This is a genomic window from Variovorax sp. YR216, from assembly GCF_900107745.1.
Classification (GTDB): domain Bacteria; phylum Pseudomonadota; class Gammaproteobacteria; order Burkholderiales; family Burkholderiaceae_C; genus Variovorax.
The window spans coordinates 821824-837049 of record NZ_FNRO01000001.1 but is presented as its reverse complement, the minus strand read 5'-3'; the positions used below and the strand labels follow the sequence as shown (position 1 = coordinate 837049).

The 15226-nt window shown below is 67.9% G+C and carries 13 protein-coding genes; 2 read left to right on the top strand and 11 right to left on the bottom strand.

Annotated elements, in window-relative coordinates:
• Positions 1 to 9 precede the first annotated feature (9 nt).
• From BLW05_RS03930 to BLW05_RS03880, 11 genes are all read right to left on the bottom strand, one after another.
• Complete coding sequence (locus BLW05_RS03930) at positions 10 to 333, bottom strand: chaperone modulator CbpM (protein ID WP_093160487.1); 324 nt, start codon at positions 331 to 333, stop codon at positions 10 to 12.
• A gap of 5 nt (positions 334 to 338) precedes the next feature.
• On the bottom strand, positions 339 to 1298 hold the full coding sequence (locus BLW05_RS03925) for a DnaJ C-terminal domain-containing protein (protein WP_093159857.1): 960 nt from the start codon (positions 1296 to 1298) through the stop codon (positions 339 to 341).
• A gap of 38 nt (positions 1299 to 1336) precedes the next feature.
• Positions 1337 to 1951 (bottom strand): histidine phosphatase family protein, encoded by a 615-nt coding sequence (locus tag BLW05_RS03920; protein ID WP_093159855.1) that lies wholly within the window; start codon positions 1949 to 1951, stop codon positions 1337 to 1339.
• 16 nt (positions 1952 to 1967) lie between these two features.
• Complete coding sequence (locus BLW05_RS03915; RefSeq protein ID WP_093159852.1) at positions 1968 to 3545, bottom strand: phospholipase D family protein; 1578 nt, start codon at positions 3543 to 3545, stop codon at positions 1968 to 1970.
• Positions 3546 to 3603: 58 nt separating this feature from the next.
• On the bottom strand, positions 3604 to 4248 hold the full coding sequence (locus tag BLW05_RS03910) for a CDP-alcohol phosphatidyltransferase family protein (RefSeq protein WP_093159850.1): 645 nt from the start codon (positions 4246 to 4248) through the stop codon (positions 3604 to 3606).
• Positions 4249 to 4311: 63 nt separating this feature from the next.
• Entirely contained in the window at positions 4312 to 5076 is a 765-nt protein-coding gene (locus tag BLW05_RS03905) for a glutamine amidotransferase (protein ID WP_256330009.1), read from the bottom strand.
• Between the two features lie 7 nt (positions 5077 to 5083).
• Positions 5084 to 6499 carry a GTPase/DUF3482 domain-containing protein gene (locus tag BLW05_RS03900; RefSeq protein ID WP_093159847.1) on the bottom strand — a complete coding sequence of 472 codons (1416 nt, stop codon included), beginning with the start codon at positions 6497 to 6499 and terminating at the stop codon, positions 5084 to 5086.
• On the bottom strand, positions 6496 to 7866 hold the full coding sequence (locus BLW05_RS03895) for a DUF2868 domain-containing protein (protein ID WP_256330008.1): 1371 nt from the start codon (positions 7864 to 7866) through the stop codon (positions 6496 to 6498). The genes BLW05_RS03900 and BLW05_RS03895 overlap by 4 nt, the downstream gene beginning before the upstream one ends.
• 455 nt (positions 7867 to 8321) lie before the next feature.
• Positions 8322 to 10193: an ABC transporter ATP-binding protein gene (locus tag BLW05_RS03890; RefSeq protein WP_093159845.1), complete on the bottom strand. Its 1872-nt coding sequence runs from the start codon at positions 10191 to 10193 to the stop codon at positions 8322 to 8324.
• Positions 10194 to 10287: 94 nt separating this feature from the next.
• Positions 10288 to 11346, bottom strand: a complete 1059-nt coding sequence (locus BLW05_RS03885) for a porin (protein ID WP_177142548.1) — start codon at positions 11344 to 11346, stop codon at positions 10288 to 10290.
• Between the two features lie 124 nt (positions 11347 to 11470).
• Complete coding sequence (locus tag BLW05_RS03880) at positions 11471 to 12211, bottom strand: FadR/GntR family transcriptional regulator (RefSeq protein WP_093159840.1); 741 nt, start codon at positions 12209 to 12211, stop codon at positions 11471 to 11473.
• Positions 12212 to 12312: 101 nt separating this feature from the next.
• Here BLW05_RS03880 and BLW05_RS03875 point away from each other — a divergent pair, with 101 nt between their 5' ends.
• Both BLW05_RS03875 and BLW05_RS03870 read left to right on the top strand, forming a co-directional pair.
• Positions 12313 to 13467 (top strand): mandelate racemase family protein, encoded by a 1155-nt coding sequence (locus BLW05_RS03875; RefSeq protein ID WP_093159837.1) that lies wholly within the window; start codon positions 12313 to 12315, stop codon positions 13465 to 13467.
• A 134-nt stretch (positions 13468 to 13601) separates the two neighbouring features.
• Positions 13602 to 15221: an ABC transporter substrate-binding protein gene (locus BLW05_RS03870; protein ID WP_093159835.1), complete on the top strand. Its 1620-nt coding sequence runs from the start codon at positions 13602 to 13604 to the stop codon at positions 15219 to 15221.
• Positions 15222 to 15226: the final 5 nt, after the last annotated feature.

The following is a 15226-nucleotide window of genomic DNA, read 5'->3' as shown; positions in this document are numbered from 1 at the left end:
TGTGTCGGTTCAGATCTCGCGGCCGAGCCCCTGCGCGCGCAGCACGGCCTTGAGTCGGCGCACCTCGTGTTCGAGGTCGAGGATCAGCGCGGCCGCATCGACCTGCACGCCGAAGTCGCGTTCCAGACGGCGAACTTCGAGTGCGCATTGCAGGTCGCTGCTGTGGAAGCGCCACTGCTCGGGCCGCTCTCCCGCCTCGCGCGATTCGATGATGCCGACCTCGACCAATTGAACCACCCAGTCGATCTCGGCGCCGCAGGCATGGGCGAGTTCCGAGGCGGCGAGAGGATGCGAAGCGCTGAGTGCGGTCGTCGTGACAGTCACGGTAGCCATGGTCATCAAACTCCAAGATGGCGGCGCGGGTTGAAGGGCGCTGCCTGTGCCAGCTGTTCGTACGCCTTGCGGGCCGCATCGGAATCGGCCGGCGGCAGTGCGATCTCAAGCAGCAGGTAGAGATGGCCCGGCGGCTTGCCCGCCAGGCCGCGTTCCTTCAGCCGCAGCTTGAGGCCGTTGCGCGCGTTCGGCGGCACGGTCACCTCGACGATGCCGCCGGTCGGCGTGGGCACCTGCACCTTCGCGCCGAGCGCGCCTTCGGTCGGCGTGATCGGCAACGTCATGTAGAGATCGCGGTCCTCGATCCGGTAGAGCTTGTGCGGCGCGATGCGCACTTCGAGGTAGAGGTCGCCGGGTGGCTCGCCGCCGTGGCCCGGCATGCCCTGGCCGGCGAGTCGGATGAACTGGCCCGGATGCACGCCCGGAGGGATCTTCACGCTCAGCGTGCGCGTCTTCCATTGCGCGTGGCCCTGTTGGTCGATCTCCTGCGAGCGCAGCGTGATCTCGCGCTCGGCGCCCTTGATCGCGTCTTCGAGTGCGATCTCGATCGCGGCATGGTGATCCTCGCCGCGCGCGCGGTAGTTGCGCCGCTGGGCGCCGCGCCTCTCGGCCGCACCGAACAGCGACGAGAAGAACTCGCTGAACTCGGCGTGATCGGCCGGTCCCGCATGTGGACCGCGATGGAACTCGAAGCCCTCGTCCCATCCGGGCGGGGGCTGGAATCCACCATCCGGGCTGCCGCCGCGCGCGACGTGGTCGGCAAGCTGATCGTAGGCCGCGCGCTTTTCCTTGTCGCGCAGTACATCGTTCGCCTCGTTGATCTCGCGCATGCGCGCGTCGGCGTCGGCTTCCTTGCTGACGTCCGGGTGGTATTTGCGCGCGAGCTTGCGATAAGCCTTGCGCACTTCATCCTCGGTGGCGCCGCGTTCAAGCCCGAGGATCTTGTAGTAGTCCTTGAAGTCCATGGCGATGGGTGTCCAGAAGAATGCGGCGAACGGCGTGATCAGGCGAGAGCCGCCCCGCCATCCACCTGCTGCAGGAGGGGTTTCAGGCGCCAGGTGGTGCCGCTGCGCTCGAATCGCAAGGGTTGCGCATTGCCGAGCACGCTGAGGTCGACCGGCACGCCCAGCAGCGCCGCAAGCACGTAGAGCGTGCCGCCGTGCGCGACGATGAGCACCGGGCCCGGATGCGTCAGCGCATGCTCGAGCGCTGCGCGCGAGCGGTCGATGAACGTCGGCAGGGTCTCGCCGTTCTCGGGCTCGCAGGCCCAGTCGATGTGGGCCGACGACGTGCCGATGAGCGCGCCGAAGTTGCGCTCGCGCAGCCCCTCGACCACCCGTGGTGCGATGCCATGCGGCGCCGAGACCGTGTGCGCGGTCGTCAACGCGCGCACCACGCCGCTGCTGAGAATGTTGCGCACCGGTTCGCCGGCGAGGATCGCCGCGGCGTTGTGTGCCTGCTGCACGCCGAGCTCGCTCAGCGGCTCATCGGTGGCCTGGAAGATGCGGCGCGCATTGCACGCGGTCTGTCCATGGCGCAGGAAGTAGAAGTGATCGCACTCGGGCAGGAGCGGCTGCCGGGCAGCCAGTTGGGCAAGGAGTTTCAGGCCTGTTGTCATTTGGGGCTTGGAGCGTTCAGAGCAGCCATTCAATTGGCAGAACCTCGAGGAAGTCGATCCACAGGCGCTTGACTGGGCCTGCGCCGGGCTCGGTGGAATAGCGCGTTTCGCCCGTGGGCCCGACGTCGACCCATTCGAGCCCGTGTCCATCGGACTGCCGGCGCACGAGGTAGGCGCGCGTGGGGATCGTGGTGTCGAACTGCTTCGACAGGATGCCCGCCAGTGCCGGGCTTTCGATGACCACGCCCATTTCCGTGTTCAGCTTGGCGGAGCGCGGATCGAGGTTGTAGGAGCCCACGAAGATGCGCTCGCGATCCACCGCGAAGGTCTTCGCGTGCAGGCTTGCGGCCGAACTGGCGCGGCTGCCGCTGCCAGGAAGCCCGCGCGCCTTGTCTTCGTTCTTGTCCTTGTCAGGCGGCGGCACGGCCGAGCCCGGCTTCAGCTCATAGAGAACCGCGCCGCCCTTGAGCAGTTCGTCGCGGTACTTGGAATAGCCCGCATGCACCGGGCTCACGTCGGTGGCCGAGAGCGAGTTGGTCAGCACGCGCACCTTCACACCGTTCTGTGCGAGTTCGACGAGCGACTTGGTGCCATCGGCGCCCGGCACGAAGTAGGGCGACACGAGGTCGAGCTCGCGCTTGGGCTGTCCCATGGCCTGGAGCAGCTTCGGCAGCATCTGCAGGTCGCTGCGATCCATCGGCTGCAGCACCTTCGACGGATCGTCATGCAGCACGCGCGCAGTGGTCCACTCGAAGTCGAGCTTCTCGCCCGCCAATTGCGCCATCAGCGGCGTGTTGCGCACCGCTTCCAGGTACTGCACGGCTTCGGGGTTCTGGCGGACCTTGTCCCACGCCTCGCGCAGCATCGCGGCGCTGTCCGGCTTCGCGGGCGCGAGCACGGTGGCGGCGGGGTAGGCGGAGGCGCTGTTCCAGAACAGGTCGAACTCGTTCGAGACCTGCTGCACCACCGGGCCGATGCCCAGCACGTCGAGGTCCTGGAAGCCCACTTCCATGTTGGCGCCGTAGTACTCGTCGCCGATGTTGCGGCCGCCGACGATGGTCGACTGGTTGTCCGCGGTGAACGACTTGTTGTGCATGCGCCGGTTGACGCGCGAGAAGTCCGAGACGAAGTCGCCCGCGCGGAAGCCGCGGTTCGCGAACGGGTTGAACAGTCGGACCTCGATATTCGGGTGCGCATCGAGTGCCGCGAGCGTCGCATCGAGTCCGCCGGTGTTCGCGTCGTCGAGCAGAAGCCGCACGCGCACGCCGCGCTCGGCGGCCTCCCAGATCGCCTGCCAGAGCAACTGGCCGGTGGTGTCGTTGTGCCAGATGTAGTACTGCAGGTCGAGGCTGCGCTCTGCGAGCTTCGCGAGCACCACGCGCGCGGCGAAGGCGTCTTCCGCAAGGACCAGAGGATGGATGCCGGACTTGCCGGGATGCGCCGACGTCAGCGACCGGGTCGCCTGGCCCAGGCGCGTGTCGGCGGTATTCGTGAGCGCCGTCGTCGGCGTTCGTTCGACGGTTGCCGGCAGACTGGCGCAGCCGGTGAGCAGCAGGCCGAGGAGAAAGGCAACGAGTGCGCGTGAAGCGGTCATGGTCACGATGCCGGCAAAGACGATGCGGGCATTCTAGGGACCTGTTGCCTCGACCGGATTACAGCTTCGGGATACGCAAGGTCTTGCTGATCATCAAGGTCCCCGAGAGTGCGAACAGCAGGGCCAATGGATGCAGCACCCAGGGTCCGAGCGTCCATGCACCGCCCCAGATTTCGTTGCCGATGCGGCCTTGCCATGCGGCGAACGCGAGGATGCCCACGAGCACCACGCTGGTCGGAATGGGCGTGCCCTCGAAGTATTTGACCTTGTCCGCGCCCTCGGAAAGCGCTTCGGCCGTGACGTTGTAGCGTGCGAGCCGGCTCACGCCGCAGCAGACGAAGTAGATCAGGATCACGCAGTCCCAGCCGCCGTTGAGGCCCGCGGCGAAGCCGAGCGATGCGGGCAGCACGCCGAAGGAAATGACATCCGCCAGCGAATCCAGTTCGCGGCCCAGCGCGGAATGCGTCTGCCGCCAGCGCGCGATGCGGCCGTCGAACACGTCGAAGACAAAAGCCGCCGGCGCGAGCGCCGCAGCCCACAGGAAGTGCACGACCGACTGGCTGGCGATGAAGGCCATCGCCAGGAAGATCGCCCCGACACCGCACGCCGCGTTGGCGAGGGTGAAGAAGTCCGCGAGGTGGAAGCCGCGGATCATCGAGAAGTGCTTCGGGGCGGGGCGCGTGCCGGAGGCTGGGTTGGGCATGGGCTGTTCCTTGGTCGGGCCTGCGGGACACCTTAGCGCAAGTCGGGGCGGCAGGTGCAGCCGCTATGCGGAAGGCGCCGCCGTCCACCGTGCCTCGACGATGCGCGCGAACCGCCCGAGCAGTCCCGCGGCCGCGGGCGTCGGTTTCACCTGTGCTTCGACCGCGCCGGGGTCCGCGCCCTCCGCGCGAATCGGCTCGGCGAGATGCTCGACATAGCCGCGCATGATCTCGTCGTCGAACTCGGGATGGAACTGGACGCCCCATGCGCTGTCGCCGATCCGGAAGGCCTGGGTCGACTCGAAGTCGTTGCCTGCGAGGCGCACTGCGTCCTTGGGCAGGCGCAGCGCGCTCTGCCGGTGCACCACGTGCGCATCGAAGCGCGGCGGCAGTCCTTGCGTGAGCGGATCGTCCGCGGCCTCGGGCTGGAGTTCGACCTGCACCGTGCCGATCTCCATGCCCACCGGATGGTCGCCGGCTTCGCCGCCGAGGGCATCGGCCAGAAGCTGGTGGCCGAAGCAGATGCCGAGCACCGGCGTGCGATGGGCCACGAGCTGCCTGAGCCACTGGCCGGTGCTTTCGCTCCACGGCTCGCGGTGCGACACCATGGCGTGCGAGCCGGTCACGATGGCGCCCGAGAGCATGGCGGGGTCGGGCAGGGTGTCGCCGCGGCGCGGGTCGAGCACCACGACGGGCAGGGGCGTGTCGCCGAGTCCGGCGGCGATCCAGTGTTCGAAGTCGCCGCGGCGTTCGCGCAGCGGCTCGAAGGTGTCGCCGACCTTGATGATCGCGAGGGGACGGGGTTCGATGTCTTCCATGCCTTCGATCATGCCGGAATCATGCGGGCGCGGCGTCGGCGGCCTCGATGGCCTCTCGCAGGCGTCGTGCCGCATGAGACACGAGGTCCTGCCGCTGTGGCGCCTCGCGCCAGCGCAGGCGCGCGCCGGATTCCCAATCGGGGTGGCTGCGCGCCGGCTGTGCGGCGCGCACCACCTCGGCCAGCGCGCGCTGGTCGATGCCGTGGAGGCCGTCGGCGCCGATGCGCGCCACCGCCGCATGTCCCCGGTATTCGAGCGCGAGAAGAAGGCGCACCTGCCAGCCCATGAGCACGAACAGCACCCGGTCTTCCACGGTGAGTTCGTGCACGTCGCGCAGCTTGTTGGCGAGTTTGCGTCCGAGCGGGCCGAGGCCCTGCGACATCGCCCCGCCGATCGCCCCGCCCAGCGCGGCACCGGTGCCGAGCGACAGGCCGGCCAGTGCGAGGTCGGCCACCACGCCCACCGCGGCACCGACGGCCACGCCCTTGCCGAGAAGAATGCCCGCATCCTTCATCGCCTCGGGGTGGAAGAAGTCCATGGTCCACCGGCCTTCGATGGCGGGCAACGGTGCCTCGTCGGCATCGCCTTCGCGGAAGCCGTAGAGGGTCAGCAGGTCGTCGGCGCAACGCTGCGCCTTGTCGAAGAGGGACTTCTGCAATTCGGCGACGAGGCGATGGCGTCCCTGTTCGTCTGCGAATTCGACAGCGCTCGCGGTGCGTCGCATCGCGGTGGCGTCGACGAGCAGTTCGGCGATGCGCTGGCAGGCGGCCTGCCGGCGCTGTGCGAACTCGGCGTCGAGCGATGCGGCCACCTTGTCGAGTTCGGCCCGCCGGTCGCGCAGCAGCGTCGACAGGTCGCGGTACAGCTCGCGTTCCGCGCCCACGAAAGGGGCGGCCGCGTCGAAGCGCACCACCACGTGCAGGCCGTAGGCCGACAGCAGTTCCTTCCATGCGTCCTCGCGGTGCGTGGCGCCGTGCAGGAAGTTCAGCACCGGCAGCACCGGCCGTGCGCAGGCATTGAGGAGTTCGATTTCCGCGCGGAACTTGGGCAGCACCGGCTCGCGCGCATCGATCACGAGAAAGGCCGCATCGACTTCGAGCATCGCGCGCAGGACCTTCGCCTCCTGCTCGAACACGCCGTGCGCTTCCGGGCCCTGTAGAAAGCGGCGGATGCGGTCCGGCGGCGTCAGGTGCCTGTCGAAGACCTCGAGATGCTCGCGCAGCGCGACGGCATCCTCGAGGCCCGGCGTGTCGAAGAAGCGCACGGCCGCCCGGCCGCCGACGTCAAGGTCGGCCGACTCGACGTGCCGCGTGGTGCCGGGTTGCTCCGACACCTCGCCGAAGTTCACCCGCCGCGTGAGGGTGCGCAGCAGCGAGGTCTTGCCGGCGTTGGTGTGGCCGACCACGGCGATGCGGATGGGCTTGTCGGTCGTCATGTCCAGTCGTGGAGCATAGGCTCCAGCGCGTCGCCGGCGCGGATGCCGTCGAGCCCGGTGTCGGCCAGCCAGGTGTGCCAGCGGCGGCGTGCTTCGTCGTCGGCCGCGGTGCCGAAGAGCCACAGGCGGCATTCGCCGCAGAGCGCCAAGACTTCGCGCAGGAAGCGCTCGGTGCCGCGATCGGGGCTCGAAGCCGCGTGGCAGCCGACAAGCACCCGCCGCGGCCGCAACTGCGCCAGCGTGTCGAGCAACTGGCGTCGCGCTGCCGCACTGCCGTCGATGCGCATCGCGCGGGCGCCGCGCATGTCGAGCGCGGCGGGCGGCCAGGGCAGTTCGTCGGGTAGTTCGAAGCCGACGGCCATCAGCGTGTCGGTGGTGTCGATCCGTGGCAGACGCCGCGGTGCGGGATGCGGCGAGGAGCCGGGATCGGCGTCGACGATGCTCGGGGGCGCGAGTGCGTCGAAGCGCGCGATCAGCTTGCGGTAGTAGGGCAGCGAAAGATCGGGCGACAGCGCGTATCGGCGAATGCGCCAGACCGCTGCGCAAAGCAGCGCGAAGGCCGCGCGCGGAATCAGCCCGTAGACCACGATGCAGCCCGTGAGCCACAGCGCCCAGTCGCGCTGGCTCGATGCGGCAGCCGTCGGTGAAAGCACCGCTTGCGCGTCCGGCACCGGAAAACCCAGCCGCGCCGGCCCGTGGCCCAGCCACTGCACGGCCCGAACGAAGAAGTCGGGTTCGAGGATCGTGGTTTCCCAGTTCAGCGTGTAGTTGCGGAACGCCAGCGCGAAGAGCATGGCCGCGATCACCACCGCGAACGACAGCGACCAGATGGCATGGCTGACGAACCCCAGCGCCCAGGGCAGCAGCCGGGCCTGCCCGAGCAGCCGCGTGGCGGCGCGCAGCAGCACCGGCGCCTGCCCCCGCTGGCCGCCTGCCACCCGCGCGGTGAGTGCCATCCAGATCCAGCCGAAGGAGGCGTTGAAGGAACCGAGCGGCACCAGCAGCCCGATCAGCCACAGCAGCAGCGTGAAGAGATGCAGGCCCAGAAGGCTGGCGAGCGCGACGACGACATTGATCTGCCGCTCGCCGCCGCCGAGGACATTGCCTGCGAGCGAGAGTCCTGCGATGACGATGACGGCCACCAGCGCGAGCAGCACCCACGGCGCCCAGATGCGGGCACGTGCGAGTTCGGAGGCGAGTCCCGTGCGCTCGGCGAGGATGCGTGCGCGCTGCGCGATCCGGCCCGCTGCACCGATGCCAGCGGCGGCCTCGCGCATGGCCTGGGAATCCTCGAGCGGCCCCGTCTCTTCGATCAATCGCACTGCCTCGGTGAGCGTTGCGTCCTGGAACGAAGAGGGGTGCGCCACGGGGTTCGACAGCTTTCTTATTTCACGGCTCGGGGCACTCCGGGGCACCGGAGGGGAGCGGGAAATTATGCCCGCGGCGACCCGGGAGCAACGTCCACGAAACGGCCGCGGCTACTGCCTCATCAAGTCCATGCGCGGGGGAAGGGGAGAGTCTTCAGCAAAACCCGAGGCCGCGCAGCAGGCCTGTTCGCAGGCACCCGCGGAACCGGCTCTGCCGGGCCGCCGGGTGCGCCCCCTTGAGGGGGGAGGCGGCTACACGAAGTGAGCAAGCAACGGGGGTGGGTCTCAGCGCAAGCCGAAGAACGACAGCACGGCGACCACGACCACGACCAGACCGACGATGTAGATGATGGAATTCACGGTTGAAACTCCTCTGTTGAAGACGATTCCAGAATGCCCATCGCGCCCTCCCGCCGGTGTCGGCGGGGTGCACTGCCCACTGTAGGACTTGCGGGTCAGACTGTCGACGTCTCCGCCTCTTCGCTGCCCTCGTCCTCGCTGCCATCGCCGAGGAAGCCGCCGCTCTGGTGCGCCCAGAGCCGCGCATAGAGGCCGCCCTTTGCCAGCAGCGTCTTGTGGTCGCCTTCCTCGACCACGCGGCCGTTGTCGAGCACCACCAGCCGGTCCATCGCGGCGATGGTCGACAGCCGGTGCGCGATCGCGACCACGGTCTTGCCTTCCATGAGGCGGTAGAGGCTGGCCTGGATCGCCGCCTCGACTTCGGAATCGAGCGCGCTGGTGGCTTCGTCGAGCAGCAGGATCGGCGCATCCTTCAGCATCACCCGCGCGATCGCGATGCGCTGGCGCTGCCCGCCCGAGAGCTTGACGCCGCGCTCGCCCACATGGGCCTCGTAGCCCTTGCGGCCCGCCGGGTCACCCAGCGTCTGGATGAAGGCATGCGCTTCGGCTCGTTCGGCTGCGGCCTGGATCGCGGTCGCGGTCGCATCGGGCTTGCCGTAGCTGATGTTGTCGGCCACCGAGCGGTGCATCAGCGAGGTGTCCTGCGTCACCATGCCGATGTGGGCGCGCAGGCTGTCCTGCGTGACGTGCGCGACGTCCTGTCCGTCGACGAGGATGCGGCCGCTGTCCAGGTCATGAAAGCGCAGCAGCAGGTTCACCAGCGTCGACTTGCCCGCGCCCGACCGGCCGACCAGGCCGATCTTCTCGCCCGGCGCGACGGTGAGCGTGAGGTCGTCGATCACGCGCCGGCCCGCGTCGCCGTAGCGGAAGCTCACGTGCTCGAAGCGGACCTCGCCGCGCGGCACCGCGAGCGCCGCGGCGTCCGGCGCATCGACCACGGTGCGCGGGCGTGACAGCGTCTTCATGCCGTCCTGCACCGTGCCGATGTTCTCGAACAGGCTGGTCATCTCCCACATGATCCAGTGCGACATGCCCTGCAGCCGCAGCGCCATCGCGGTGGCCGCGGCCACGGCGCCGACGCCGATCGCGCCCTGCGACCAGAGCCACAGGCCCATGCCCGCCATGCCGGCGGTCAGGCCCATGCTGAGCGTGTGGTTGGTGATCTCGAAGGCGCTCACCAGACGCATCTGCGCGTAGCCGGTCTGCATGAACTCCTGCATGGCCGAGCGCGCGAAGCCGGCCTCGCGGTGCGCATGCGAGAAGAGCTTGACCGTCGCAATGTTGGTGTAGGCGTCGGTCACGCGACCGGTCATCGATGCGCGTGCATCCGCCTGTGCCTTTCCGATGTGGCCCAGGCGCGGCACGAAGAAGACGAGCTGCGCGATGTAGAGGGCCAGCCAGATGACGAAGGGCAGCATCAACTGCCGGTCGAGCACCGCGGCGAGCACGATCATCGTCGCGACGTAGACGCACATGGCCACCAGCACGTCGGCCAGCACGAAGATGGTGTCGCGCACCGCGAGCGCGGTCTGCATCACCTTGGCCGTGATGCGGCCCGCGAACTCGTCCTGGTAGAAGGCCATGCTCTGCCCGAGCATCAGGCGGTGGAAGTTCCAGCGCAGCCGCATCGGCAGGTTGATCGCGAGCGTCTGGTGCTTGACGATGGTCTGCAGAGCGACCACGGCGATGCTCGCGACCAGCGCGACGCCGAGCCATGCCAGCGTGGTGCCGCGGTCTTCCCACAGCCGCGACGGTGCCTGCCCGCCGAGCCAGTCGACGATGCGGCCGAGGATGGCGAACAGCAGCGCCTCGAAAGCCGACATCGCCGCGGTGAGCAGCGCCATCGTGGCGATCGCTCCGCGCAACCCCTGCGTGCACGACCAGACGAAAGCCAGGAAGCCGTGCGGCGGCAGTCCGGGCTCGGCGGATGGATAGGCGTCGAGGCGTTTTTCGAAGAAGCGGAACAAGCGAACGGTCTCCCAGTGAGGGGCCGACTGTACCGGCCTCCTTCCGGAACTGCAGCGATCGGGGATTGGTGCCGTGCCGCGAAGCGCAACGCGCTCAGAACCTGTGCATCACGCCCGTGCCGATCCGCGAGGCATCGAGCGAGACGCTGCGGTCCGCGCGCAGGGTCCTGCGCTTGCGAAAGCCCGCGTAGATGCGGGTGCGGGCCGACAGGTTGTAGGTGGCCATCAGGCTCAGGCCGCGCGCATCGATGACCCGGATGCCGCCCCGATCCCAGGTGAACGCGCTGGCGTAGCCGATGGCGATGTTCGAGGCGCCGAAAGAGGCGTCGAAGCCGACTTCCCATTCGTTCGAACGGGGGCGGCCGGGGACGCGTTCGTCGGTTTGCCGCTGCACCGCGCCGACCATTCGGACTGGGCCGAAGTTGTAGTGGCCCGCGACGATCTGGAAATTGTTCTTGCCGGTCGAGTACCGATCGGACTGGTAGCCATAGCCGATGCGCAGCGGACCTGCGGCGTACTCCATGTGTCCGGACCAGATGCGCGGGTTGAGCGTGGCCGTCGAGGCTCCTTCGTCGGCGCTGTAGCCGATCGATCCCCTGAATGGCCCGACGTTCGGCGTTGCGTAGTAGGCGGTGTTGTTGCCCCGTGCCATGTAGTCGCTTCCGATCACGGCGGGAAGCCCGTGGGCGGCGGTGGTGCTGGCGCTCCACACCTGGCCGGTGGAGGCGAAGCCGGAGGAGTCATACAGGTGGTTGGTGGAGCCGCGCAGGGCGTCGAAGGCGGTGAGCATGCGGCCCAGGCGAACTTCGCCCGCAGCGCCTGCGAGCGCGACGTAGGAGGCGCGGTTGAATCCCTGCTCCGAATTCGACACCTTGCTGATGGCGCCCGTATCGACGCCGAAGCCCTGTTCGAGCACGAAGCGGGCGGCGAGCCCTCCGCCCAGGTCCTCGGTGCCTTTCAGGCCCCATCGGCTGACTTGGGCGCCGCCGCTCTCCAGCACTGTTTGCCGTGTCGTGGGGCTGTCGCTGCTCTTGTGGACGCTCCTGCCGATCCAGGCGTCGGTGATGCCCCACAGCGTCAGGCCGGATTGCGCGGACGCCACGGACGTGAAAGCGCCTGCGCAGCAAAGCGCGGCGAGTGCAGCCGATTTCATTTTTGAGTACCTCTCCCTGATCGAATCACTGACATCAGATGACGTCAGTCGTCTGATGTGTAAATCGATCATACGGGTGAGCTCACCCGCGCTACCACCCCGTGAAAACCCTTGAACGGGTGCGCTAGGCTCGCGTTTCGGCGCTGGCCCGCAGGCGCTCGCGGCTGTTGCTCAGATGCATGAACATCGCGGCACGCGCCGCGGCCGGATCGCTTCGGCGAATGGCGTCGTAGATGGCCTCGTGCTCCCGCTGGGTGATGGCTTTGCCGCTTTCCAGGGCGGGTTGTGCTTCACCGAAGCGAGCGGTGGAGGAGGGGTCTTCCGCGCCTTCGCGTCGTGCAATGGTGGCGTTGCCGAGGTTGCGCAGCACTTCCTCGAAGTACTCGTTGCCGGTGGCTGCGGCGATCTGCGCGTGGAACTGGTAGTCGGCTTCGATGGTGCTGCTGCCCGCCCGGCGCTGGGCGTCGAAGGTGTCCAGCGCCGTGCGCATGGCCTGGAGGTGCTCGTCGCTTCGGCGCATGGCGGCCAGGCTCGCGGCTTCGGATTCGAGGCTGATGCGCAGCTCGAGCATGGCGAGCTTCTGCCGGTCCTGCACGTCATGCGCACTGACCGAAAGCAACGAGCCGCCCGCCGGCGGCGCCAGCACGAAGGTTCCGATGCCTTGCCGCGTTTCGACGAGGCCGCTGGCCTGCAATCGGGACATAGCCTCGCGAACGACGGTGCGGCTGACGCCGAATTCGCGCATCAGGCTTGGCTCGGGCGGCACGCGGTCGCCGGGTTTCAGGGCCCCGTGCCGGATGCGCTCGGAGACGCCGTCGACCACGCGCTGTGGCTGGCTCTTGGCGCGGACTGGGTTTTCGTTCATTGGCGGGCGACAGACGATCTAGGGTAAATACGAGGCAACACGTCAGACGTGTTGGGTAGACTTCTCGCAAGTCTGACGACTGATGATTGGGGAGGAATTCTATGAAGATTGCGAGGGTGCAGGGCACCGAGTTCAGCTATCCCACCCGGCGCTCGGTGGATGGCGCGGGCCATTCCCATCCGGGTCCCGAGATCCAGGCCAGGCTGGCGCTGCTGACCATCACCACCGAGGATGGGCAAAGCGGTCATGCCTTCGCGCCGCCTGAGGTGATCCGCCCGCACGTGATCGATGCCTTCGTACGCAAGGTGCTGGTCGGGCAGGACGCGTTCCAGCGCGAGCAACTCTGGCATGGGCTGGAGCATTGGCAGCGCGGCAGCGCGGGGCAGCTTACCGACCGCAGTCTGGCGGCCGTCGACCAGGCGCTCTGGGATCTGGCGGGCCGGGCATTGGGTCAGCCGGTGTACCGGCTCATCGGCGGCTATCGCGACAAGGTGCCGGCCTATGGCAGCACGATGTGCGGCGACGAGTTCAAGGGTGGCCTGTCCACGCCAGACGAATATGCCGACTTCGCGGAAAGGCTGGTGTCGCGCGGCTACAAGGCCATCAAGCTCCATACCTGGATGCCGCCGGTGTCGTTCGCGCCCAGCGTCGAGATGGACATCAAGGCCTGCGCCGCCGTGCGCGAGGCGGTGGGGCCGCACATTCCGCTGATGCTGGACGGCTATCACAACTACAGCCGCGTCGACGCGCTCACCATCGGCCGGGCGCTCGAGAAGCTCAACTTCACGTGGTTCGAGGAAATGATGAACGAGCAGAGCATGGCGTCCTATGCGTGGCTGGCCGATCAGCTCGACATCCCCATCGTCGGGCCCGAAAGTCTCTCGGGCAAGCACCATAGCCGGGCCGACTGGGTGAAGGCTGGTGCCTGCGACATCCTGCGCGCCGGCGTGCCGGGCGTGGGCGGCATTTCGCCGACGCTGAAAGTGGCGCACCTCGCGGAATCCTTCGGCATGCAGTGCGAGGTGCACGGTAACGGCGCGGGCAACCTGGCCGTGTGCGCGGCCATCAGGAACTGCCGCTGGTACGAGCGGGGCCTGCTCCACCCGTTTCTGGACTATGACGAAGTGCCGGCCTATCTGAATCAGCTCGCCGACCCGATGGATGCGGAAGGCTACGTGCATCTTTCGCCGTTGCCGGGGTTGGGCGAGGACATCAATTTCGGCTACATCGAAGCCCACACCCTCCGCAAATACTGAACTCACCCCCTCTCCGGGGGCAATCCCTGCGGTCCGGCCAAGCCGGTTCCGCAGGATTCCTGAGTTGGGCTGGGAGCGTACGACGGACGCATATGCGTTTGTGTTTACTAGCGGAAAGTGAGGAGACAAAGGCCATGAAGAACAGGAAATGGCTGCGCCTGCTGGCGCTGGCCGGGGCGCTGTGCGCCGGCGTCACCGGGCTGCAGGCCAGGACGCCGGTCGACCAGCTGATCGTGGGGTTCAGCATGAACAACCTGCTGACGCTGGACCCGGCCACCGCCACCGGCAACGACGTGGTGGAGGTCAACGTCAATCTGTACGACTACCTGATCGAGCTGGATGCACGCGTGCCCGACAAGATCCTGCCCGGCCTGGCCGAGCGGTGGAGCGTTTCGGACGACGGCCGCCGCATCACGCTCTGGCTGCGTGAGGGCGTCAGGTTCCAGTCGGGCCATGCGCTGACCGCGGAGGATGCGGCGTGGTCGCTGCACCGGGTGCTCAAGCTCAACCTCGCCATGGCCTCGCCGTGGAAGAGCTACGGCCTGAGTGCGGAGAACGTCGAGAAGGCCGTACGCGCGACCGACGCGCACACGCTGGTGATCGACCTGCCTGTCGCTACCGATCCGAAGATGGTTCTGTTCACGCTGGCCACGTCGGTCAGCGCCGTGGTGCTCGATCGCCGAACCGTCATGGCTCACGAGAAGAACGGCGACATGGGCCGCGCATGGCTCACCACGCATTCGGCGGGCTCCGGGCCGTTCTCGCTGGCCCAGTGGCGGGCCAAGGACACGCTGATCATGAATCGCTTCGATGGCTACTGGCGCGGTCCGGCGAAGATGAAGCGGGTCGTCATGCGGCACATGACCGAGTCGCAGACGCTGCGGCTGATGCTCGCACGCGGCGATCTGGACCTGGCTTCGGGACTCTCGGTGCCCGACATCGAGGCCATGCGCAAGAACCCCGAGGTGGTCGTGCGATCGACGCAGCGCGGCACGATGTACTACGTCGCCGTGAGCTTGAAGGACCCCAGGTACGCCGACCGCCGCGTACGCCTCGCGATCCGCAAGCTGATCGACTACGAGGGCATCAACGCCACCGTGATGCCCGACTATGGCGTGCCCAACCAGCGGCCCGTGCCGCTCGGATTGGCTGCGACGCTGCCCGGCCCCGGCTACAAGCTCGACGTGGCCGGCGCCAGGGCGCTGCTGGCGGAGGCGGGCTATCCGGATGGCTTCGACACGACCATCCGCGTGCTGTCCGATCCGCCCTTCATCAACATCGCCACGAGCCTGCAGGCGACGCTGGCGCAGGCCGGCATCCGTGCGAGCGTGCTGTCGGGCACCGGCAATCAGGTGTATGGCGCGATGCGCGAACGCAAGTTCGAGATCCTGGTGGGGCGCGGTGTCGGGGTGGAGCCGCATCCGCACGGCAGTTTCCGGGCTCTGGTCTACAACCCCGACAACAGTGATGCGGCCCGGCTCACCAACTTCCAGGGATGGCGCACCTCGTTCTTCAGCCCCGCGTTGAATCAGTTGATCCGCAAGGCCGAGGTCGAGCGCGACGAAGCCCGGCAGATTGCCGACTACCAGCAGGCGCAGCGGCAGTACGACGCCGAGGTCGGTGGCATCCAGCCGATTTCGAAGATGGTGGACACCGTGGTGATGCGCAGGGAAGTGCGCAACTATCAGGCTCACCCGGCTGCCACCACGCGGCTGCGCGACGTCGACAAGCAGCATCCCGAAGCCGGCGTCTGAATTCG